Origin of the sequence: Amaricoccus sp. B4 (assembly GCF_043226085.1) — a bacterium.
Classification (GTDB): domain Bacteria; phylum Pseudomonadota; class Alphaproteobacteria; order Rhodobacterales; family Rhodobacteraceae; genus Amaricoccus.
The window spans coordinates 452,280-473,564 of the sequence record NZ_CP171225.1; the positions used below are offsets into that span (position 1 = coordinate 452,280).

21 protein-coding genes are annotated in these 21,285 nt (G+C 65.4%); 10 read left to right on the plus strand and 11 right to left on the minus strand.

All coding sequences use genetic code 11. The features are described 5' to 3' along the window. Positions 1-19: 19 nt before the first annotated feature. Positions 20-1,660, minus strand: a complete 1,641-nt coding sequence (locus ACF66B_RS02165) for an alpha-glucosidase family protein (RefSeq protein ID WP_111428470.1) — start codon at positions 1,658-1,660, stop codon at positions 20-22. A gap of 303 nt (positions 1,661-1,963) precedes the next feature. Between ACF66B_RS02165 and ACF66B_RS02170 the strand changes: the two genes are divergently transcribed. The 10 genes from ACF66B_RS02170 to lepA all read left to right on the plus strand — a co-directional run bounded on the left by ACF66B_RS02170 (position 1,964) and on the right by lepA (position 12,091). Continuing rightward, positions 1,964-2,584 carry a ParA family protein gene (locus ACF66B_RS02170; protein ID WP_111428469.1) on the plus strand — a complete coding sequence of 207 codons (621 nt, stop codon included), beginning with the start codon at positions 1,964-1,966 and terminating at the stop codon, positions 2,582-2,584. Between the two features lie 28 nt (positions 2,585-2,612). Continuing rightward, positions 2,613-3,791 (plus strand): hypothetical protein, encoded by a 1,179-nt coding sequence (locus tag ACF66B_RS02175; protein WP_111428468.1) that lies wholly within the window; start codon positions 2,613-2,615, stop codon positions 3,789-3,791. Between the two features lie 135 nt (positions 3,792-3,926). Then, entirely contained in the window at positions 3,927-4,232 is a 306-nt protein-coding gene (locus ACF66B_RS02180) for a hypothetical protein (RefSeq protein ID WP_111428467.1), read from the plus strand. Between the two features lie 241 nt (positions 4,233-4,473). Continuing rightward, the gene (locus ACF66B_RS02185) at positions 4,474-4,800 is read left to right on the plus strand and encodes a hypothetical protein (RefSeq protein WP_162683152.1); all 327 of its coding nucleotides are present in this window, start codon (positions 4,474-4,476) and stop codon (positions 4,798-4,800) included. A 185-nt stretch (positions 4,801-4,985) separates the two neighbouring features. After that, the gene (locus ACF66B_RS02190; protein ID WP_111428465.1) at positions 4,986-5,690 is read left to right on the plus strand and encodes a CoA transferase subunit A; all 705 of its coding nucleotides are present in this window, start codon (positions 4,986-4,988) and stop codon (positions 5,688-5,690) included. Positions 5,691-5,869: 179 nt separating this feature from the next. Then, complete coding sequence (locus ACF66B_RS02195) at positions 5,870-6,991, plus strand: GSCFA domain-containing protein (RefSeq protein ID WP_392663875.1); 1,122 nt, start codon at positions 5,870-5,872, stop codon at positions 6,989-6,991. Further along, positions 6,988-7,800 carry a hypothetical protein gene (locus ACF66B_RS02200; protein WP_111428464.1) on the plus strand — a complete coding sequence of 271 codons (813 nt, stop codon included), beginning with the start codon at positions 6,988-6,990 and terminating at the stop codon, positions 7,798-7,800. The genes ACF66B_RS02195 and ACF66B_RS02200 overlap by 4 nt, the downstream gene beginning before the upstream one ends. 30 nt (positions 7,801-7,830) lie before the next feature. Beyond that, positions 7,831-8,457: a CoA transferase subunit B gene (locus tag ACF66B_RS02205; protein WP_111428463.1), complete on the plus strand. Its 627-nt coding sequence runs from the start codon at positions 7,831-7,833 to the stop codon at positions 8,455-8,457. 198 nt (positions 8,458-8,655) lie between these two features. Further along, on the plus strand, positions 8,656-10,212 hold the full coding sequence (locus tag ACF66B_RS02210) for a hypothetical protein (protein ID WP_111428462.1): 1,557 nt from the start codon (positions 8,656-8,658) through the stop codon (positions 10,210-10,212). A gap of 79 nt (positions 10,213-10,291) precedes the next feature. Further along, complete coding sequence (lepA, locus tag ACF66B_RS02215; RefSeq protein ID WP_111428461.1) at positions 10,292-12,091, plus strand: translation elongation factor 4; 1,800 nt, start codon at positions 10,292-10,294, stop codon at positions 12,089-12,091. A 133-nt stretch (positions 12,092-12,224) separates the two neighbouring features. Here lepA and ACF66B_RS02220 read toward each other — a convergent pair whose 3' ends face one another. The 10 genes from ACF66B_RS02220 to rpsD all read right to left on the minus strand — a co-directional run bounded on the left by ACF66B_RS02220 (position 12,225) and on the right by rpsD (position 20,987). Beyond that, on the minus strand, positions 12,225-13,184 hold the full coding sequence (locus ACF66B_RS02220) for a DUF2971 domain-containing protein (protein ID WP_111428460.1): 960 nt from the start codon (positions 13,182-13,184) through the stop codon (positions 12,225-12,227). Between the two features lie 398 nt (positions 13,185-13,582). Then, entirely contained in the window at positions 13,583-14,689 is a 1,107-nt protein-coding gene (gene pqqE, locus ACF66B_RS02225; RefSeq protein WP_111428459.1) for a pyrroloquinoline quinone biosynthesis protein PqqE, read from the minus strand. Beyond that, positions 14,686-14,967, minus strand: a complete 282-nt coding sequence (gene pqqD, locus ACF66B_RS02230; protein ID WP_111428458.1) for a pyrroloquinoline quinone biosynthesis peptide chaperone PqqD — start codon at positions 14,965-14,967, stop codon at positions 14,686-14,688. Before pqqD ends, pqqE begins: the two co-directional genes overlap by 4 nt. Beyond that, on the minus strand, positions 14,964-15,716 hold the full coding sequence (pqqC, locus tag ACF66B_RS02235) for a pyrroloquinoline-quinone synthase PqqC (RefSeq protein WP_111428457.1): 753 nt from the start codon (positions 15,714-15,716) through the stop codon (positions 14,964-14,966). Before pqqC ends, pqqD begins: the two co-directional genes overlap by 4 nt. Beyond that, positions 15,713-16,609, minus strand: a complete 897-nt coding sequence (pqqB, locus tag ACF66B_RS02240) for a pyrroloquinoline quinone biosynthesis protein PqqB (protein ID WP_111428456.1) — start codon at positions 16,607-16,609, stop codon at positions 15,713-15,715. The genes pqqC and pqqB overlap by 4 nt, the downstream gene beginning before the upstream one ends. A 22-nt stretch (positions 16,610-16,631) precedes the next feature. Then, positions 16,632-16,727 (minus strand): pyrroloquinoline quinone precursor peptide PqqA, encoded by a 96-nt coding sequence (gene pqqA / locus ACF66B_RS02245; RefSeq protein ID WP_111428455.1) that lies wholly within the window; start codon positions 16,725-16,727, stop codon positions 16,632-16,634. Positions 16,728-16,843: 116 nt separating this feature from the next. Then, positions 16,844-17,494, minus strand: coding sequence for a peptide-methionine (S)-S-oxide reductase MsrA (gene msrA, locus ACF66B_RS02250; protein ID WP_111428454.1), 651 nt, complete (start codon positions 17,492-17,494; stop codon positions 16,844-16,846). Positions 17,495-17,531: 37 nt separating this feature from the next. After that, positions 17,532-18,890: an MATE family efflux transporter gene (locus ACF66B_RS02255; RefSeq protein WP_111428453.1), complete on the minus strand. Its 1,359-nt coding sequence runs from the start codon at positions 18,888-18,890 to the stop codon at positions 17,532-17,534. Positions 18,891-18,893: 3 nt separating this feature from the next. Continuing rightward, on the minus strand, positions 18,894-20,144 hold the full coding sequence (locus ACF66B_RS02260; protein WP_111428452.1) for an MFS transporter: 1,251 nt from the start codon (positions 20,142-20,144) through the stop codon (positions 18,894-18,896). Positions 20,145-20,366: 222 nt separating this feature from the next. Next, on the minus strand, positions 20,367-20,987 hold the full coding sequence (gene rpsD, locus ACF66B_RS02265; protein WP_111428451.1) for a 30S ribosomal protein S4: 621 nt from the start codon (positions 20,985-20,987) through the stop codon (positions 20,367-20,369). Positions 20,988-21,285: the final 298 nt, after the last annotated feature.

Genomic DNA, 21,285 nt, shown 5'->3' on the forward strand with positions numbered 1-21,285 from the left:
CCGTTCCGGTTCCCTCCATTCAGCTCCGGATCCCCATCTCGGCGCCCTCGGCCTCCGGCACGAGGAAGGCAAAGCCGTTGGGGGCGAGCGTGAGCCGGCCCTCCGCGAGCGTCGCCCCTTCCGTCGGGGCGCCGGCCGCCAGCACCGCGCCCTTCGCCGTCACCCGCTCGGTCTGATGGGCGGAGAGGTTGAAGACGCAGGCGATCCGGCCGCCGCCGGAGCCGCTGCGCTCGAAGGCCAGCACCGGCTCCGTGGTCTCGACGAACCGGAGGTCCCCGTCGTGCAGCTCCGGGCATTGCCGCCGCCAGGCGAGGAACGCGCGATAGAAGGCGAGCGTCGAGCCCGGCTCCATCTCCTGCTCGGCCACGTTGCGCGCCGCCTGCGCGGGCTTCACCGGCAGCCAGGGCACGACGGTCGAAAAGCCGTTGCAGGGGTTGCTCGCATCCCAGGGAATCGGTGTCCGGCAGCCATCGCGGCCCTTGTATTCCGGCCAGAAGCGGATGCCCGGCGGATCGGTCAGCTCCTCGAAGGCCAGATCGGATTCGGTGAGCCCCAGCTCCTCGCCCTGATAGACGCAGACCGAGCCGCGGAAGCTCAGCAGCATCGCCGCCGTGAGCTTGGCCAGCGCATCGCGGTTGGCCCCGTGCCCCTCCCAGCGGCTGAGATGGCGGATCACATCGTGGTTCGAGAAGCTCCAGCAGGGCCAGCCGTCGGGCGCATGCTTGAAGAAGGCCTTGATCTTCGTGGCGAAATACTCCGCCGAGAAGAAGTCCTTCAGCATGTCGAAGGAATAGGCCATGTGCAGCCGGTCGCGGCCCTTGGTGTACTCCGCCATGATCTCCACGGCGCGGTGCCCCTGCTCGCCGACCTCGCCCACCAGCATGCGGTCGTCGTATTCGTCAAGCAGCGCCCGCATCCGGTTGAGAAAGGCGATGTTCTCGGGCCGGTTCTTCGAGAAGCGGTGATCCTGCATGTCGTAGGGGTTCACCGTTGGGCGAGGATCGTCGCGCTTCTCCGGCGGGTTCGACCGCAGCTTCGGGTCGTGGAAATAGTAGTTCACCGTATCGAGCCGGAAGCCGTCCACCCCGCGCTCGAGCCAGAAGCGCATGGTCTCGAGCAGCGCGTCCTGCACCGCCGGATTGTGGAAGTTGAGATCGGGCTGCTCGATCAGGAAGTTGTGCAGGTAATACTGCCGCCGCACCCCGTCCCATTCCCACGCCGGGCCGCCGAAGACCGAGGGCCAGTTGTTGGGCGGCGTGCCGTCCGGGTTGGGATCGGCCCAGACATACCAGTCCGCCCGCGGATTGCTCCGGCTCGAGCGGCTCTCGATGAACCACGGATGCTTCTCCGAGGTGTGGCTCAGCACCTGGTCGATGATGACCTTGAGCCCCTGCCGGTGTGCCTCTGCCACCAGCGCGTCGAAATCCCTGAGCGAGCCGAAGAGCGGCTCGATATCGGTGTAGTTCGACACGTCGTAGCCCATGTCGGCCATGGGCGAGGGAAAGATCGGCGAGAGCCAGATCGCATCGGCCCCGAGCTTCGCGACATGCCCGAGCCGGCTGGTGATGCCGGGCAGATCGCCCACCCCGTCGCCGGTGCTGTCCTGAAACGAGCGGGGATAGATCTGATAGATCACGCAGCCGCGCCACCATTCGCTCATGAGGAGATCCTCCGGTTGGTCTGCTGGCGGGGGCCGGCGCCCCCGATGACGTCCGGCCTTCCTAGACAATGCGCAAAGCGAGCGAAAGCGGCCTTCGCAGCCGCGCGCGGAGCCGTGAAGGCCGCAGCACTTCCCGAGGCGCATGAGATAGACTTTGCATCAAATTGTAATTGAAGCGGTTTTCCGGTCGCCCCGGCGGCCCTCCGGCGCTGTCGCCTTGGTGTGCATGCCTCCCGCGATTGCCTCTTTTCAACGCAGATCTTTCCCATATACTGCGGAAAGCGGGGGCAGGAGACACAGTATATGGGGCACATCATTACCTTTGCCCAACAGAAGGGCGGCGCAGGCAAGACCACGGTTCTGGCGCATCTTGCCGTCGAATGGATCCGCGCGGGCAAGTCCGTCGCGCTGATCGATCTCGACGCGCAGCAGTCGCTCTCCCGCTGGGTCGCCCTGCGCGGCGATTCCAGCCTCACCCGCATCGAGAGCAAGAGCTACCGCGCGTCCTCCGACATGAAGCAGGCGCGCAAGAACCACGATCTCGTGCTGGTCGACTGCCCCGGCGCCGACACAAGCCTCCTCGACAACGTGCTCCGCGAAACCGACATCGTCATCACCCCCTGCCAGCCCTCGCCGGTCGATGTCTGGGCCAGCCAGACGGTGATCGACAGCGCGGCCCGCTTCCGCACCCCCTGCCGGATCCTGCTCAACCGCGTGCCGCCGCGCTCGAGCTCGCTCGAGGATGTGCTCGCGACCCTTGGCGAGGCCCGCACGCTGCTGCTTGAAAGCCGTCTCGGCAACCGCGTCGCCTTCGCCCAGGCCTTCCTCGACGGCCGCACCGCGGGCGAGCTCTCCGGCCGGTCGGCGGCGGCGCGCGAGACCCGCGCGCTCCAGGCCGAAATCGAGGGCCTTCTCGCCGCGTGAGACCCGACTTCCCCAACAGGTGCCGGCAATGACCGGCGAGGCGCGCCCTGCCGGCCGGCCGCGGGTCGAGATCGGCTGGCTTCTTCTCGGCCCCGGCCTCGGAACCGCGCGGCAGCCGATGATCGCCGCCGCGGAGGAGGTGATGACGCGGCTCTCCCGCCTCTTTCCCGGCTTCGACTGGCGCCACGAGATCGTCGAGCGCGGGGAGATGCACAAGGAACGCGCGATCGAGCCGGTCATGCTGCTCGACGAGGCCGAAATCGTGCGGACCCGCCGCCGGCTCGATTACGTCTTCGTGCTCACCACCCAGGATCTCGTGGCCTACACCCGCCCGGCAACCCATGCCGTGCTCTCCCACGCCTTCGGCGCCGCGATCATCTCCACCGCGCGCCTTGTCGACGGCAATTTCGATGCGGAGCGGATGTCTGCGCGGATCGTGGCGCTTGCCATGAACCTCTTCGGGCGGCTCAACGGGCTCGCGCCCGATACCGGCGGCGCCATGGGTCCCTTCGACCGCCCGCGCGATCTCGATACCCTCTCGGCCGAGGACTATTCCCGCGAGGATACCGAACACCTCTCGGAGGTGCTTGCGGATGTGGCCGATCTCCGCGTCGAGGAGACGGAGGCGGGCCACTCGGGTGCGCTCGCCTTCTACGCCCGTGCCCTGTGGGTCAACCGCCGGGCGTTGCCGCGCGGCATCCTGCGGATGCGGCCCTGGGAATTTCCCCTGCGGTTCAACCGTCTGACCACCGCGGCGGCCTCGGCCCTCGCGGTGCTGATGATGACGGCCGAATCCTGGGACGTGGCGTTGCGGCTTCCGGTCGGCACGGTCGTCGCAACCTCGCTCGCGGCCCTCATCGCCACCAGCGGCTGGGTCCTGAAATCCCAGCGGCTGCTCGCCCGCCCCGGCGAGCGCGGCCTGATGGAACAGCGCGTGGTCAGCAACACGAGCGCAGCGGCCGCCGTCGGCATCGGCATGGCCGTGACCTATCTCGCCGTCTTCGGCGCGAGCCTGCTCATGGCGCTGGTCTTCTTCGGCGATGCCCTGCTCGGGTCCTGGGTGAGCGGCGATTTCACGGAAAACTTCGCCCGGGTCCGCATGGCCGGCTTCTGCGCCGCCCTCTCGCTGGGGATCGGCGCGCTCGGCGCGTCCTTCGAGCCCTACGGCTATTTCCGCCAGGTCACCTTCATCGACGACGAGCTCTGAGAAGCCACCTTCGCGCTCCGCCCGCCATTAAGGAAGTGTCAACCCTTGCATGGACATCGGGCGGCCTCCCGACAAAACTGACAATTAGTGGCGATTTGTTCAGATCGCGTCGGCGCTGTGCGGGGGGCGGGCAGCATGACAGATGACATCTATATCTTTCTGGCCGAAGCGGTGGCTGGATCGTCGGGCAGCTACCGGCCGGGGGCACGCCATGCGCTGATCCTCTACGTCACGGCCGCTTCAACGGAGACGGCCCATGAGAAAGCGGTGGACGAGACGACGCGGGCCGGCTGGCAGCATGCACGCATAATCCGGGGCGGCGCCGTCGTGCGCACCCTCGACGAGGAGCGCCACCCGGTCATGCAGGAGGCGATGGAAGGCGCGCGGCGCACCGGCGCGGCGATGGTCGTCTACACCGAGGAGATCCGGCACGACGCATGAGCCGCTCGGCGTCCCCTTGCGCATGGCTGTGTCGAAGGGGTTTCCGGGTATTGCCGTCACTGCGACTGTTCTTGAGGGTCAGGCAACACCGGCAGTGTCAGGGCGCTTGCAAACAGAGTTCCGTGCACCTCGTCCGTCGCTCCGTAAGGGCATGAGGTGGACAGGAGAAAATTGAAAATCTGAATTTGAACATTCGCGCCCCCTTTTTTCGAAATCTATTTTACTATTGACGGCCGCTTGGGTGAATGCGCGACAACAGGAAAATCCTGATGGGGATGGGGTCGTTTCCGAATTACATGTTCCGTTCTTCGGCAGAACGCAGACGAATTATCCCTCTCTGATCGCCGTGGTGGCCGGAGCCGCGCTGGTCTGGTCTGTGCAATCGCGCATCGAATGGGACCATGTGGTCATCGCTTTTGCGGCTGAGGCAGGCCCAGCCTGTTTCCTCCCTTCCGCTTTCAGCTCGAGATTGCCCGGCATCATCCGTGGCGTCGCCGTGGTGCGCGATCTTGAGGAAGAGTGCCTCCCGGCCATGCAGGAGGCGAAGGCGCAGCGGCCTGCCGCCTGAACGGGCGGGCCGCGACTGTCCGTTTTCTGTCCGATTCCCCCGTCCGCCCGGCCCGATACCCTTGCGGTATGCCACGATATGCCGCGCGCCCCTTGACTTGCCCCCGGCCATCCCGGATGCACAGGGGGATGAGAGCGCGCTTCGAGAGAAGCCCCAAGACCAGAAACCAGCCGGGGGAAATCCGAATGCAGAAAGTCTACGAGTCCGCCGAGGCCGCCCTTGACGGCCTGCTTTTCGACGGCATGTTCATCGCGGCGGGCGGCTTCGGCCTCTGCGGCATTCCCGAACTGCTGATCGACGCCATCGTTGCGGCGGGCACCAAGGACATCACCATCGCGTCCAACAATTGCGGCGTCGATGATTTCGGCCTCGGCAAGCTGCTGCAGACCCGCCAGATCAAGAAGATGATCTCGTCCTACGTCGGCGAGAACGCCGAGTTCATGCGCCAGTATCTCTCCGGCGAGCTCGAGCTCGAATTCAACCCGCAGGGCACGCTCGCCGAGCGCATGCGCGCCGGCGGCGCCGGCATCCCCGGCTTCTACACCCGGACGGGCGTCGGCACGGTGATCGCCGAGGGCAAGGAGCACAAGGAGTTCGACGGCGAGACCTACATCCTCGAGCGCGGCATTGTCGCCGATCTCTCGATCGTGAAGGCGTGGAAGGCCGACGACACCGGCAACCTCGTCTTCCGCAAGACCGCCCGCAACTTCAACCCGCCCGCAGCCACCTGCGGCAAGTTCTGCGTCGCCGAGGTCGAGGAAATCGTCCCGCGCGGCTCGCTCGACCCCGACACGATCCACCTGCCCGGCATCTACGTCCACCGCCTGATCCAGGGCGAGCACGAGAAGCGCATCGAGCAGCGGACCACCCGCAAGCGGGAAACGGCCTGATCTCGCCCGGCCATGACGGGGCGCGGAACGGCGCGGCGCAGGCAGGGTGACAGCCCCTCCGGGGGCTGCCATAGTGCTCTTCGCCTGCGTGCATCGCCCACGGAGTTTTCTGGCGGTTCACGAGCATTTTCGCCCCCATTGCGCCCGATGCGGACGCCCAGACGCGAAGGACCCCGCCCATGAAGTCACCCTATTCCGACCTTCCTGCCCGTGCCTACTGGCGCAGCGGCGTCGGCGAGCGCGCGCCGCTCGATCCGGGCGACCTCTATACCCCCCGCTTTCCCGTCACCCGCGACATGAAGATCACCACCGCCGGCAGCTGCTTCGCCCAGCATGTCGGGCGGACCCTGCGCGAGGCCGGGCTCGACGTCGTCGATACCGAGAGCCTGCCCGTCGAGATCTCCGACGCCACCGCGCAGCGCTACGGCTACCGCCTCTATTCCGCGCGCTATGCCAACATCTACACCGCCCGGCAGCTCGCCCAGCTCCAGGACGAGGCCAACGGCAAGTTCACCCCGGCCCTGCCCGTCTGGCGCAAGGGGGACCGCTTCGTCGATGCGCAGCGTCCCGGCGTCGAGCCCGAGGGGCTCGAGACCGAAGAGCTCGTCCTCGAGCACCGCAAGCACCACCTCGCCTGCGTGCGCCGCGCCTTCCGTCAGGCCGACCTCTTCGTCTTCACCTTCGGCCTCACCGAGGCCTGGGTGCATCGCGAGACCGGCACCGTCTACCCGACCGCACCGGGCACCATCGGCGGCGAGTTCGACCCCGAGGTGTTCGAGTTCCGCAACTATGACGCGATGGAGGTGCTGAAGGACTTCACCCAGTTCCGCAAGCAGCTCAAGCGCACCAATCCGGGCGTGAAGTTCCTCGTCACCGTCTCGCCGGTGCCGCTCACCGCCACCGCCTCGGGCAACCATGTCGAGGTCGCGACCTGCTACTCGAAAGCGGTGCTGCGCGCGGTCTGCGGCATGCTGGTCGAGCGCTTCGACGATATCGACTACTTCCCCTCCTTCGAGATCATCACCTCGCAGAACGCCCGTGGCGCCTATTACCTGCCCAACATGCGCAGCGTCTCGCACCAGGGCGTCGGCACGGCCATGGGCCTCTTCAAGTCCGCCCACGGCATCACCGGAACCGCAGCAACCCCTGCCGCGAAGGTCAAACCCCCGAAGGCCGACGCGGAAGGCGGCAAGGCGAAGGCCGGAGGCAAGGCAAAGGGCCGGCGACGCGGCGGCGCCGCCGCCGCCGAACCCGATGACGTCGTCTGCGAGGAAGCACTGCTGGAGGCATTCGCGAAATGAGCCGGACGATCCTGATTGGCAATTCGCACACCGCTGCGCTCAAGGCAGCCTGGGACGATGGCGCAGGGAAGTTTCCCGGCGAGGAAGTGATCTTCTTCGCCGCACCGGGCCTCACCTTCCGCCTGCTTCGGCTGAGCGGCGATCGCGTCTTCGGCCTCAGCCGCGAAGCGGCGGCGGCGGATGCCGCCTCGCGCGAAACGGTCGAGCGGATCAACGGACGGATGAACATCGACCTCACGTCCGGCGACGCCGTGGTCTGGGCCGGCTACCAGTGGCCGCAGCACACCATCGCCAAGCTCCTCGCCGGGTTCGACATCGACGGCCTGCGCGAGGTCGGCGCCGCGCGCAGGCTCTCGCGTCCGGCGTTCGATGCGCTCATCGACGAGCTCGCCGCCGATATCCTGCCCGGTCCGGAATGGCGCGGCTGGCCCGCCCCGCCGCTCGCCATTGCGCTCAAGCCGCTTCCCTCGGCCCTGATCACCCGCAACCGGCCGAAAAGCCCCTGGGCCACGCTTGCCAAGCAGCCGGAGGGCACGCCCGAAGCCTTCGCGATCTTCTTCGCGCGCCTTGCGGCAATGCTGGGCGAAATGGGAATCGAGCTCATCACCCCGCCGCAGGCCGCCCTGCTGCCATCCTGTCTCACGCGCGCGGAGTTTTCGCGCGATTCCCGCAGGCTCCGGCACGACGAGCCCCACCCCGACACCGACTCGACCCACATGAACAGCCAGTACGGCACCCTGTGGTTCGAACATTACTTCGCGACCCGCCGCAGCCTGTCCCGGCCGGAGCCGGTCGCACTCTGCTCATGAAGACCTGAACGACACGGGAGAACGCCACCCATGCCCTGGGACCGCAATCAGATGGCCGCGCGCGCCGCGGAAGAACTTGAAGACGGCATGTACGTGAACCTCGGGATCGGCATCCCGACGCTTGTCGCCAACTATGTCGGCGACAAGGACATCACGCTGCAGTCGGAGAACGGCATGCTGGGCATGGGGCCCTTCCCCTTCGAAGGCGAGGAAGACCCCGACCTCATCAACGCCGGCAAGCAGACGATCACCGAGCTTTCCCGCACCGCCTATTTCGACAGCGCCCAGAGCTTCGCGATGATCCGCGGCGGCAAGATCGCCGCGGCGATCCTGGGCGCGATGGAGGTCGCCGAGAACGGCGATCTTGCCAACTGGATGATCCCGGGCAAGCTCGTGAAGGGCATGGGCGGCGCGATGGATCTCGTCGCCGGCGTCGGCCGGGTGATCGTGGTGATGGACCACGCCAACAAGAAGGGCGAGTCGAAGGTCCTGAAGGAATGCACCCTGCCGCTCACCGGCAAGGGCGTCGTCGACCGCATCATCACCAATCTCGGCGTCTTCGATGTCGTCGAGGGCGGCCTTGCGATCGTCGAGCTGGCCGACGGCGTGAGCCGCGAGGAAGTGCTTTCGCTCACGGACGCGACCGTGGTGAACTGATCCGCCAGCCGCGGATCCTTTGCTCCCGGGGCTGACGCGGCCCGCGCTTGCGCGGCCGTGTCCGTCCCGCACAGACCGGCGGGATTTCGCCCAGAGTCACTCGACTGTGCTTTTGCACATGCCGAAGTGGTATCGTATTGTTAACCCGGTGCGGAAAATCGGGGATGGCGCATCTGCGCCCTTCGGAGGCGGGACAAGATGACACGGCGGCCGGGAATCGAACCGGAAGAGAAATCCCTTGCGGAACTGTTCGACCCGATTGCCTGGGAGCGCCGTGTGGCCGAGGCGCGGGAACGCCGTGAGCGGGCCCTCTCCGAACGCAAGGGCACCGACGAGGCGGCCGAAACCCCGCGCGGCGCCCGCATCCGCATGGTCGATCTGGCCGAAGACGCGCCGGAGGCCAACATCCGCGAAGAGCGCCTCGGTGCGCCCGAGCCCGCGGCGCCACCCGCCCCCGCGCCTGCGCCCGCCCCGGCTGCCGTGACGGCCCCGCCGCCCGGCCGCGACGGCACGGCCCGTCTCATCCAGGCCCTCGATGGCGTCTCGCGCCGCCAGGCGAAACCGGCCGTGCCGCAGCGCCCCGTCGCCAGCGTTCCGCCCGAGCCCGCGCTTCCGGCCGCCGCGCCGCCGGCCCCGCCCGTCCTGCCGGGCGCCGAGCGCACCGAGGCCATGGCCGCGGCTCCAGCGCCGGCGGCACCGCGCCGGTCGCCGCAGATGCTTGCGATGATCTTCGCCGCCGGTGCGCTCGCGGGCGGTCTCATCGCCTTCTGGCTTGTCCGCGCCAACCACGAGCCCGCGCCGCAGACGGCCACGCCGGACGTGGAAATCTCGGCGGCCGACAGCGCCGCGGCCCCTGCCGCCGCGCCGGATGCCTTCGTCGCCGAGGCGCCGGAGCTTGCCGTGAACACCTCCCCGGCCGATATCGCGCCGCCACGGATCCCGACGCCTCCCGCCGATCGCGGCTTCACCTCCGCCTCGGGCCGCGCCGAGCATCCGGGCGCCATCCATGACCCCGACAGCCAGGGCCTGACCACCGTCCCCGACCTTGCCGATTTCCCCGCGGCCCGCCCGCCGGCGCCCCCCGCCGCGCCGGAAACCGCCGCCGTCGAGCCCGAGCCCGCCACCGACGAGCCGCCCACCGTGCCGCAAGCCGAAGAAGCTGCGATCACGGAAGAGCAGCCCGCCGCCCCGGAAGACACCGCCGCCGCAGCCGAGCCCGCGCCGGAGGAGGAAACCGCCGCGGCCGTGCCCGTCGGCGAGACCCGCGTCTTCCTCCACGTGCCCCGCGGCGTCCCGGTCGCCGAGAGCGATGCCATCGCCGCCACCCTCAGTGGCGCGGGCTTCGGCGTCCAGCCGGCGATTCGCATGAACCTCAACGTGAGCACCAGCAACGTCCGCTACTTCCACGCGGCGGACCTCGAGAACGCCCGCGCGCTCGCCGCGGCCCTCGGCGCGAACCTGCCCGAGGTTCCGCCCGTGCGCGACTTCACCTACCTCCAGACCCCGGTGCGGCCTGGAACGCTCGAGGTCTGGCTGTCGGGCTCCGGCTCCGGCGCGGCACGATCGACCGGTGCCGCGACACGCCAGCAACAGCCCGCCAGCGCGCCGCAGCGGGCGCCCGAACCCGTTCCCGCCGCCCCGGCTCCCAGCGCCACGGCAGCACCCCAAGCCTCCACACCCGACGACAGCGACCTTCCCGCCGCCGTCCCGGCCGGCCGCCTGCGCAGCCTCGTCGAGACCGTCCAGGGCCGCTGAGACCCGCCGAAGTCGCGGCTTCGCCCCCGAGGCCGCGACGGCCACTTGACCGCCCCCGGAAACCCGATATACGGCGGAAATGACCGACATTTCGCGCATCCGAAACTTCTCCATCGTCGCCCATATCGACCACGGGAAATCCACCCTGGCCGACCGGCTGATCCAGTCCACCGGCACCGTCGCCGACCGCGAGATGAAGGAGCAGATCCTCGACTCCATGGACATCGAGCGCGAGCGCGGCATCACCATCAAGGCCCAGACCGTCCGCATCGACTACAAGGCCAAGGACGGCGAGACCTACGTCCTCAACCTCATCGACACCCCCGGCCATGTGGACTTCGCCTACGAGGTCTCCCGCTCCATGCGCGCGGTCGAGGGCTCGCTCCTCGTGGTGGATGCCTCCCAGGGCGTCGAGGCGCAGACGCTCGCCAATGTCTACCAGGCCATCGACGCCGGCCACGAGATCGTCCCCGTCCTCAACAAGATCGACCTTCCGGCGGCCGAACCCGAGCGGGTCAAGGAGCAGATCGAGGACGTGATCGGGATCGACGCCTCCGAAGCGGTGCCGATCTCGGCCAAGACCGGCCTCGGCATCCCCGAGGTGCTCGAGGCCATCGTCGCCCGCCTGCCCGCGCCCAAGGGCGATGCGAAGGCCCCGCTCAAGGCCATGCTGGTCGACAGCTGGTATGACGCCTATCTCGGCGTCGTCGTCCTCGTGCGCATCTTCGACGGCGTGCTGAAGAAGGGCGACCGCATCCGCATGATGCAGACCGGCGCCACCTACCCCGTGGACCGCGTCGGCCATTTCCGCCCCGCCATGCTGCCGGTGGACGCGCTCTATCCCGGCGAGCTGGGCTTTCTCACCGCCTCGATCAAGCAGGTCCGCGACACCCGCGTCGGCGATACCATCACCACCGAGAAGAAGGGCTGCGAGACCCCGCTGCCGGGCTTCAAGCCGGCGCAGCCGGTGGTGTTCTGCGGCCTCTTCCCGGTCGACAGCGCCCAGTTCGAGGATCTCCGCGACGCGATCGAGAAGCTCCAGCTCAACGACGCGAGCTTCTCCGCCGAGATGGAAACCTCCGCCGCCCTCGGCTTCGGCTTCCGCTGCGGCTTCCTCGGCCTCCTGCACCTCGAGGTGATCCGCGACCGGCTCGAGCGCGAATACGACATCGACCTCATCACCACCGCGCCCTCGGTCATCTACCACATCTACCGCACCGACGGCACGATGCTCGAGCTTCACAACCCCGCCGACATGCCGGAGCAGGTCAAGATCGACCATATCGAGGAGCCGCGCATCAAGGCGACGATCCTCGTGCCCGACGAATTCCTCGGCGACGTCCTCAAGCTCTGCCAGGATCGCCGCGGCGTGCAGCTCGACCTCACCTACGCGGGCTCCCGCGCCATGGTGGTCTACGACCTGCCGCTCAACGAGGTGGTCTTCGACTTCTACGACCGGCTGAAATCGGTCACCAAGGGCTATGCGAGCTTCGACTACCAGGTGACGGGCTATCAGGAAGACGACCTCGTGAAGATGCAGATCCTCGTCAATGACGAGCCGGTCGACGCGCTCTCCACCATGGTCCACCGGGCGCGTGCCGATGCCCGCGGCCGGGCGATGTGCGAGAAGCTCAAGGAGCTCATCCCGCAGCATCTCTTCAAGATCCCGATCCAGGCCGCGATCGGCGGCCGCATCATCGCCCGCGAGACGATCTCGGCGCTGCGCAAGGACGTGACGGCGAAATGCTACGGCGGCGACATCACCCGCAAGCGCAAGCTCCTCGACAAGCAGAAGGCCGGCAAGAAGAAGATGCGCCAGTTCGGCCGCGTCGAGATCCCGCAGGAAGCCTTCATCAACGCGCTGAAGATGGATGATTGAGGAGCGGTAGACCCATGGGCAACCCTCGAATATTTCTGCAAATTAATTTCTATGATTGAAAATATAGACGGAAAAATGAGCGGAATTTAATCTTACATTTATCGTCCTATATTGGGTATAGTGATTCTATTAATTAGCGTAACGGGATATCTGATACTTTAATTATTTTATCTGGGTTGCTAAATTTAAGATCTTCCAAAATATATTTGAACGCACGACTCAATGGAAGTGGATTTTCGTGTGGTCCAATCACTAAAGAGTCAAGAATTTCTTTTGGATCTATATTTCTAATTTCAAGATCAGATCTATTTTTCAATGGCATCTTGTAAACAATTTGGGGATCACCTCTGCAAATCTCAATACTCTTTGAAAGATGTTTTGACTGGAAAAATATCGGCAAATGATAAATTCGCCACTCTTTCTCCTCACTAAAACCTGGATGCTTAGAGCACAAAATTAGTCTTATCAAAAGATTAGCTAACATTTTTTTAACATCTTCTTTGTCGAGTTTTGAAATTTCTTCGATGCTATTGCGCAAGTTTTCAAACGTTTCTTCTAAATGAGACTTAAAATTTTTTTCTCCAGCATATAGTACCGGAGCCGAAAAGGCACCAATATTCTGATTTTTATAGGTCAGAAAGGGAGTATTTCTAACTACAAGGGCAACGCCGCTCTTTCCCCCGTAAGCTCTCCACATTGATAGTCTTCCGAGAAAATCTTCCGAGGTCTCATGCTCTGACAAGCAAGTTATATAGGTATCATACAGATATTGATTTTTGTAATTGTGAAATATAGCTTCAATATATTTAGATGTATCAGGAAACGATTCGTCAATTAACCTCATAACGCTAATATATAATTCTGAGGTTATAAATTTATCTACAAATTGAATTCCGTGATATATTTCCATATAATCATTCATGCATGCTGCATTTCGCATCCATATTTCTGAATTCTTTAAGATACTAAATGCAACACTTGATGACGTGTAGTGAACTAATCGTTTTTTCTCATTGTACATGCGCTTAACTTGCGACAGATACCATGGATCAAACAAACGCAGCAAATTAATCTCTTCATCTGAAAAAAACATTTTTTATCCAACTATAATTAATATGAAGTATCATATTTTACTAGATATGCAGCAGTATTCTACAAAAGTGTTGAGAATTCAACTCGATTTGACCCGCGGCAAATCGAGCCGCGGCTGCCCTCCCGGGGGCGGACGCGCAGTGCGCGCCTCCCAGGGCAGCCCCGCCTCGATCCGGCCCGATGGGCCAGCCCCAAACCCCTCGACCTCCGGGCATAGCCCTCCGGCCGACCGGATCGCGCGGCGTGCCCCCGGCACCCCGCTGATGCGATCCGGGAGGCTAAACCTGCTGGCCCTCGGAGGCGATGTCGTCCGATCCGGGCGGATATACCCGAGTGCTTTGCTTGCCATATGGATTCCATATCGATTCCATACCGAATCCAGACACGCGGATCTGCGCCTCAGCTCTGCCCTTCGAGCACCCGTTCCGGCCCCGTTCGCCAGGTCAGCTCGGCGCCCTCTTCCGCGGCCCAGTCCTGCGCCATGGCATGGATTTTCCCATGCAGCGGCGACTTGATGCAGACCGGATCGGTCGCCGTCGCATCCCCCGCCAGCGCCATCGCCTGACACCGGCATCCGCCGAAATCCGCCTCCTTCCGGTCGCAGGACCGGCAGGGCTCCGCCATCCAGTCCGTGCCGCGGAAGGCATTGAAGGCGCTCGAGTTTTCCCAGATCTCGCCGAGCGTTTTCTCCCGCACGGTCTCGAAACTGAGCGACGGAATCGTCTGCGCCGCATGGCAGGGCAGCACGATGCCGTCCGGCGTGACGTTGAGCCCGGTCGAGCCCCAGCCGCCCATGCAGGGCTTGGGATATTTGGCGTGATAGTCGGCGGGCACATAGTCGATCACCAGCCGCCCCTTGAGCCGCTCCCGCGCCTCCCGCACGATCCGCCCGGCCTCCCGCGCCTGCTCGAGGCTCGGCATCAGCGCCCCCCTGTTGAGCATCGCCCAGCCATGAAACTGCACCGTCGCCACCTCGATCCGCCGCGCCCCCATTTCCTCCGCCATTTCGAGCGCGCGCGGCAGCTGGTGCATGTTCTGCCGGTGCATGACGAAGTTGAGCGTGAGCGGAAAGCCGATCTTGCCGATCCAGGCGGCGACGGCCATTTTCCTTTCGAAACCAGAGCGATAGCCGCCGATCCTGTCGGCGGTTTCCGCATCCGTCCCCTGCAGCGAAAGCTGGATGTGGTCGAGCCCGGCGGCGTCGAGCGCCATGAGCCGGCGCTCCGTCAGCCCGATGCCGGAGGTGATGAGATTGGTGTAGAGCCCCGCCTCCCGCGCGGCCTCGACAAGCTCCACGAGGTCCCGCCGCGAGGCCGGTTCCCCGCCGGAGAGATGCAGCTGCAGCACGCCGAGCTCCGCGGCCTGCCGGAACACCCCGGCCCATTCCGCAGTCGAAAGCTCGCTCTCCTTCCGCGCCAGCTCCACCGGGTTGGAGCAATACGGGCAGGACAGCGGGCAGCGATGGGTGAGCTCGGCGAGCATCGCGATCGGCGGGCGGGCGGTCATACCATGATCTCCAGAATGCGCCGCTCCGCGAGCGCGGCGATGAACTCGCCGCTGTCCCGCGCGATCTCGGCCTCCGGCGCACCATAAGTCTCTGACAGATCAGCGACAATCGCGCCGAAATCGCGTGCGCCGTCGATGCGCGAAATGATCGCGAGACCCACGGCATCGAGCGCAATGGCCCGCTCCGGCGCAAGAAGCACCCAGCCGCCCCGCACGCGATCTTCCTGAAGCCGCACGCCGCGCGGCATCCGGGGCACGGAGGCGGCCGCGAGGCTCATTCCGCCGCCACCCGCGCCGCCATGCCCTGCCCCGGCACCCAGGCGCCGGGCGGGATGCGCGCCGGCGTCACATAGGCCGCATCGAGCGCGTCGAGCTGGGCCCAGAGCACATCGGTCTTGAAGGTGAGAGCCGCCGCCGCCGCATCCTGCTTCTCGGCCGTATCGGCATGATCGAGCACCCAGGCCAAACCGAAGGCCACATCCTTCGGCGCTTCGGTCAGGCGCTTGCGGAAATAGGAAAGGCTGGAGTCGTCTGCAAATTCATAATGTTGGAGAAGACCCTCGATGCGGGCCGCATGAATTGCCGGGGCGAAGAGCTCGGTCAGCGAGGCCGCGACGGCCTCGAGCAGGGTCTTCTCGCGCACGAAGCGGACATAGGCATCCACCGCAAAGCGCGTCGCGGGCAGGACGCCTTCGAGGCTCGCCACGTAGTCCGGGTCGAGCCCCACGGCCTCGGCCAGGCGCAGCCAGCGGCGGATGCCACCCTCGTTGCCGTCGCTGCCATCATGGTCCTCGATGCGGGAGCGCCACGCCCGGCGCAGATCGGGATCCTCCACCCGGCTCATGAAGGCCGCATCCTTCATCGGGATGCGAGACTGGTAATAGAAGCGGTTAATTACCCAGGCCCGGACCTGTTCGGGCGTGCACTGGCCCGAATGAAGCCGCTGATGGAACGGATGCTTGTCGTGATAGCGCTCGGTGCCGATGTTGCGCAGCCGCGCCTCGAACTCTTCCCGTGTGGCCGTCATAGGCTTATCTCCATGCCGTCCTGCGCCACGCGCCAGCCGGCCTCTTCCGCCGCGGCGCGCTCGGGCGATGACGGGCGCAGGACGGGGTTGGTGTTGTTCATGTGGACGAAGACCTTCTCGCCGATCCCGAGCGCCGCGAGCGCTGCGATCGAGCCTTCCGGTCCGCTCATCGAGATGTGTCCCATTCGCTTGCCGGTCTTGGTGCCGACGCCCGTGCGCTGCATCTCGTCGTCACGCCAGAGCGTGCCGTCGAAGAATACGAGATCCGCGCCGCCGATGCGTTCGGCGAGACGATCGGTCACGGCCGCGCAGCCGGGAATGTAGAAGATCCGCCGCCCGTTTGTGCGAAGCTCGACGCCGACGGTCTGCTCGCCTTCCAGATCGGTCTGGACCTCGGCACCCTCCATGTAGAGTGGCACCTTGCCGGGCACCGGGAAAAGCGTTGCATGAAGCCCACTTACGATCTCGAACTCATGTCCGATCTCCACGGTGACGCGCGCGACCCTGTCAGCGGCGAGCGCATTGAAGATCGGATTGGCCGCAATCACCTCGTGGATTTCGCCGGTTGCAAAGAGGGTGAAGGGCTGCTGCTCTCGCAGGCTCAGCAGCCCTGCCACATGATCGATGTCGCCATTGGTCAGCAACACCGATGCAAGCGGCGTCTTTCGCAGATCCGTCGGATGCAGACAGGGGGATGCCGCGATCTGGGCGCGAATGTCGGGCGAGGCGTTCAGCACCGCCCATGACTGCCCGTCGCCGCTCACCGCAAGCGAAGACTGCGTCAGGGACGGTATCTCGCCCGCCCGGGCGAGGCGGCAGTTCTCACAGCCGCAGTTCCACTGGGGAAGGCCGCCCCCGGCGGCTGCGCCCAACACGCGTGCGCGGAACGCCATGTCGCCCTCCGCGCCGCCGCGATCAGAAAAGGACGTCCTGATCGTCTTCCGCGGGTCCGTACATGTTGATTTCCATGCCGCAGGCGACTTCGCGCAGGATGGGCTTCGTCCAGGCCATGATGGTTTCCTCCGAGCTGGCTTGTTTTGAGTGCGCCGATTATGCTGAGCGCCGCGGGATCGGGCAATTGATCCTTAGTCTAATGGGCCTAGACATAAGTCGCAGCAAACCGCGCTTCAGACGATCGCTGCGCCGATCGGGCAACTGACGCCCGTGCCGCCCAGGCCGCAGTAGCCGCGCGGGTTCTTGGCCAGATACTGCTGGTGATAGGCCTCGGCATAGTAGAAGGGCGGTGCCTCGCGGATCTCGGTGGTGATCCTGCCATAGCCGGCGGCATCGAGCCGCGCCTGATAGGCGTCGCGTGAGGCTTCCGCTTCAGCCTTCTGCGCGGGATCACTCACATAGATGCAGGAACGGTACTGGGTGCCGATGTCATTGCCCTGGCGCATGCCCTGGGTCGGATCGTGGTTTTCCCAGAACGTGCGCAGCAGCGCATCAAGCGAGAGCATCGCGGGATCCCAGGTGACGAGGACGACCTCGGTATGGCCGGTGAGACCGGAGCAGACCTCCTCGTAGATCGGATTGGGCGTCTCGCCGCCAGCGTAGCCCACGGCCGTCGTCCAGACACCCTCCAGCTCCCAGAACTTGCGTTCGGCACCCCAGAAACAGCCCATGCCGAAGACGATGCGCTGCGCTCCCTCCAGCTCGCGGCCCTTGAGCGGACGGCCATTCACATAGTGGCTTGAGGCGGTCGGGATCGGATCGGGTCGGCCTGGCAGGGCAGAGCCCTGTGTCGGCAGTTCGGTCTTGCGGAAGAAAGAGGACATGTCAGGTCTCCCCGGCGTTGATTGCTCGGACCCTGTTTCATGTAGCGCCGAAAGGGCGTTGTCCAAGTCCGCGCAGCGGCTTCAGTGTCACGACGAAGCGCCAGCCGATCCAGGCCGAGGCGCAACCGACGGCGACGCCTGCCAGTGCCTGACCGTAGACCACGCCGGGTGCGCCGACCCACGCCGAGAGTGTCCAGGCGATGGGAAACATCACGAAGGCATCCCGCGCCCAGTTGAAGACCGTCGACCAGAGTGGCCGCCCCAGGGTGTTGAAGGCCGCATTGGCGCAGAAGAGCGCGCCGGTGAAGACGAAGCCGCCCGCCGCAAGGCCGATGAAGGCCGACACGACCACCGCGCCCTCCGGGCCGAGCCGGAAGAAGGCGATGATCGGTGCCCGAAACTGGTAGAGCAGAAACCAGGTGATGCCGGTATAGAGCGTCACGAAGATCAGCGCGTCGCGATAGGTCGAACGGACACGGTCGAGCAGACCGGCGCCATAGTTCTGGCCGAGAATGCCGCCGATCGAGCCCGAGAGCGCGTAGATGCCGCCGAAGGCAAGCGCGGACAACCGGTTGAGAATGGCCCAGCCTGCCACGGCGCCATCGCCGTGCTGCGCGATCAGGGTCGTGAGGATGTAATTGCCGAAGGGCGTCGAGAGCTGCGAGATCATCGCCGGACCCGCGATGGCAAAGAACGGCCTGGCGGTGCGGATCACGGTCCGGAGGCTCACCCGCCCGAGCATGCCATGCACCCGGCCGAGATAGAAGATGGCGAGAATGCCGACGAGGGCGCGCGAGAGAAAGGTCGCCCAGGCCGCTCCGTCGATGCCGAGATTGAACCCGAAGATGAGCAGCGGATCGAAGACGAGCGCGGCAACGCCTGCAGCCAGCGAGACCGACATCGAGTGCCAGGCATCGCCCACCGCGCGCAGGATCGCGCCGCCGACCATGCCGAGCGTCATGAGCGGGATCGCGGGCATGCTGATGAGGAGGAAGCGGCTCGCCATTTCGGCCGTCTCGCCGCTCGCCCCGGCGAGTCCCAGCACCTGGTGGCGGAAGACCAGCACCACTGCCGTCATCGCGACCTGGAGCACGAGCGTGATGAGCATCGCGGCCGAGGCAACGCTTCGCGCCTGCTCGCGTCGCCCCTGCCCCAGCGCGCGGCTCACCAGCGCCATCGCCGCAATGGCGAGACCGATCCCCACCGAGATCACGAAGAAGATAATGGTCCAGGAAAAGCCCAGCACCGCAACCAGGTGCTCGTCCCCGAGGCGCGAGATCCAGAAGAGCGTCGCGATGTCGATGAGGAAGAGAAAGGTCAGGCCGAAGGCGCCGGTGAGCGTCATCACCGCGACATGGCGCATCGTGGCGCCGGTGGTGAACTTCGGACCGGCCATCGATCAGGTCACGGCGGCCGGGCGGATGCCCCGGGAGAGGATGGTCTCGCGGCCCGGCACGGGATGGCGCGGGATCAGCATGGCAAGACAGAACGACGTGAGCGCCATCGCTGCGGCGAGGAGAAACACCGCCCTGGGGCTCACGATCCAGAGATAGCCGAGCGAGGCCGGCAGGAAGACCGCCGCGATGTGATTGATCGTGAAGGCAACCGCCGCGGTCGGGGCGATGTCCGCCGGATCAGCGATCTTCTGGAAATAGGTCTTGAGGCTCAGGGCGAGCGCAAAGAGCACGTGGTCGATCACGTAGAGCGCTGCCGCCACTGTCGGGCCCCAGTCGAACACGTAGAGACCGCCGTAGCAGAGGAAAACGGCGAGGAGCCCGAGATACTCGATCCCGAGCGCGGTGCGCTCCCCGAGCCGGCTGACCATGCGGCCGATGGCGGGGGCAAGGAAGATGTTGGTGGCGAAGGTCACCATGAACAGGCCGGTCACCTGCGGCACGGTGAAGCCGAAGCGCTCGACCATCATGAAGGCGGCAAAGACCACGAAGATCTGTCGCCGGGCGCCGGCCATGCACTGAAGCGCGTAGTAGAGGCCGTAACGCCGGCGCAGAACCAGCGTCTTGCGCTGCGGGTGCGGGGCTTCGAAGCGCGGATAGGCAAACCAGCAGAAGAGTGCAAGCGCCGCCGTGGAGAGGCCGGCGAGCAGGTAGATCGCCATGTAGCCCACATCGAGCCAGATCCAGAGCACGAGGATGAGCCCGTAGGCCGCGAAGGAGGCGGCGGAGCCCATGGCAATGAGCCGGCCGAGCGCTTCCGGTGCCTCGCGCTTGTCGAGCCACTGCAGCTGCAGCGACTGGTTCATCGTCTCGTAGTAGTGAAAGCCGATCGAGCCGATCAGGGTGGTGAGGAGAAGCCCAGAGAAGCTTGGAAAGAAGGCTGTCGCGGCGACGGCGAGGCCAAGCATGAGAAGGCTCACCAGCGCAAGCGTCTGCTCCCGCATCACCATGATGACAAGGATGGCGCCGATCGCGAGAAAGCCGGGGATCTCCCGCACGGATTGCAGCCAGCCGATCTCTACGCCGGTAAACCCCGCGGCGGAGACGACGAAATTGTTGAGAAGCGCGCTCCAGACCGAGAAGGCGATCGGCATTGCCGCAGCCATCACCATGAGAAGCCCGATGGGGCTTCGCCAGACCGGCATTCGCCGCGTCTCGGCGAGCGTCACTGTCGGCTGGGAGGAGCGGAAATCCATGAATGATGTCACTGAGAAATCAGGAAATTGACCCTTCCCGGCATTCGGGAGCGCGACCGGATGAAATCCGATCGCGGATCGGTATGGAACGTCCGGCCCACAACCGCAAGGGCTCGTGGGCAGGACCTGGCCCCGCAACTCCGGCCGGCGGAACACCGCCAGCGAAGACCTGCGGAGCAGGCATGCGCCGCGGCCCGAAGAAGGCACGCGGCGCGAGGCCGATCAGTTCTTCGCGTAGAACTCGACGACGAGGTTCGGTTCCATCAGCACCGGATAGGGCACGTCCGAGAGAGCCGGCGTGCGCACGAATTCGGCGCTCATCTTGGAGTGATCGACATTGAGGTATTCGGGCAGATCGCGCTCGGCGCTGCCGGCGGCCTCGATAACGATCGCGAGCTGGCGCGACTTCTCGCGAACCTGGACCACATCGCCTTCCTTCACGCGGTAGGAAGCGATGTTCACACGCTGGCCGTTCACGGTCACGTGGCCGTGGTTCACGAACTGGCGGGCAGCGAAGATGGTCGGCACGAACTTCGCGCGGTAGACGACGGCGTCGAGGCGGCGCTCGAGCAGGCCGATGAGCTGCTCGGAGGTGTCACCGCGCAGACGGACGGCGTCGGCATAGATGCGGCGGAACTGCTTCTCGGTGAGATCGCCGTAGTAGCCCTTCAGCTTCTGCTTGGCGCGGAGCTGGGTGCCGAAGTCCGAGAGCTTGGACTTGCGGCGCTGGCCGTGCTGGCCGGGGCCGTATTCGCGGCGGTTCACGGGGCTCTTCGGGCGGCCCCAGATGTTCTCACCCATACGGCGGTCGATCTTGTACTTCGCGGACGTACGCTTGGTCACGTCAGTCTTCCTTCTTTCTCAATATCAACGGCCCCTTCCTTTGCCGGGCGTATCCCGGCCGACAGAGATCCCCTTGCGGGGCTCACGGGTGCCATGTGCCACCGCCCCAATCGGGCGGCGGATCGGGGGCTTATAGCGGGATTGAGCCCCCTGTCAATGCGCCGAGGCCGTTTCCCGCGCCAAAGGGCGCCGCGACGGCAGGCCGTTGCCATGACGGGCCGAATGGCGGCCGCGCACCAGGGAAAACATCTGGAAAATCTGGAGAATCGGTCCGCAAACCGGAACCGGTGAGGGCGGT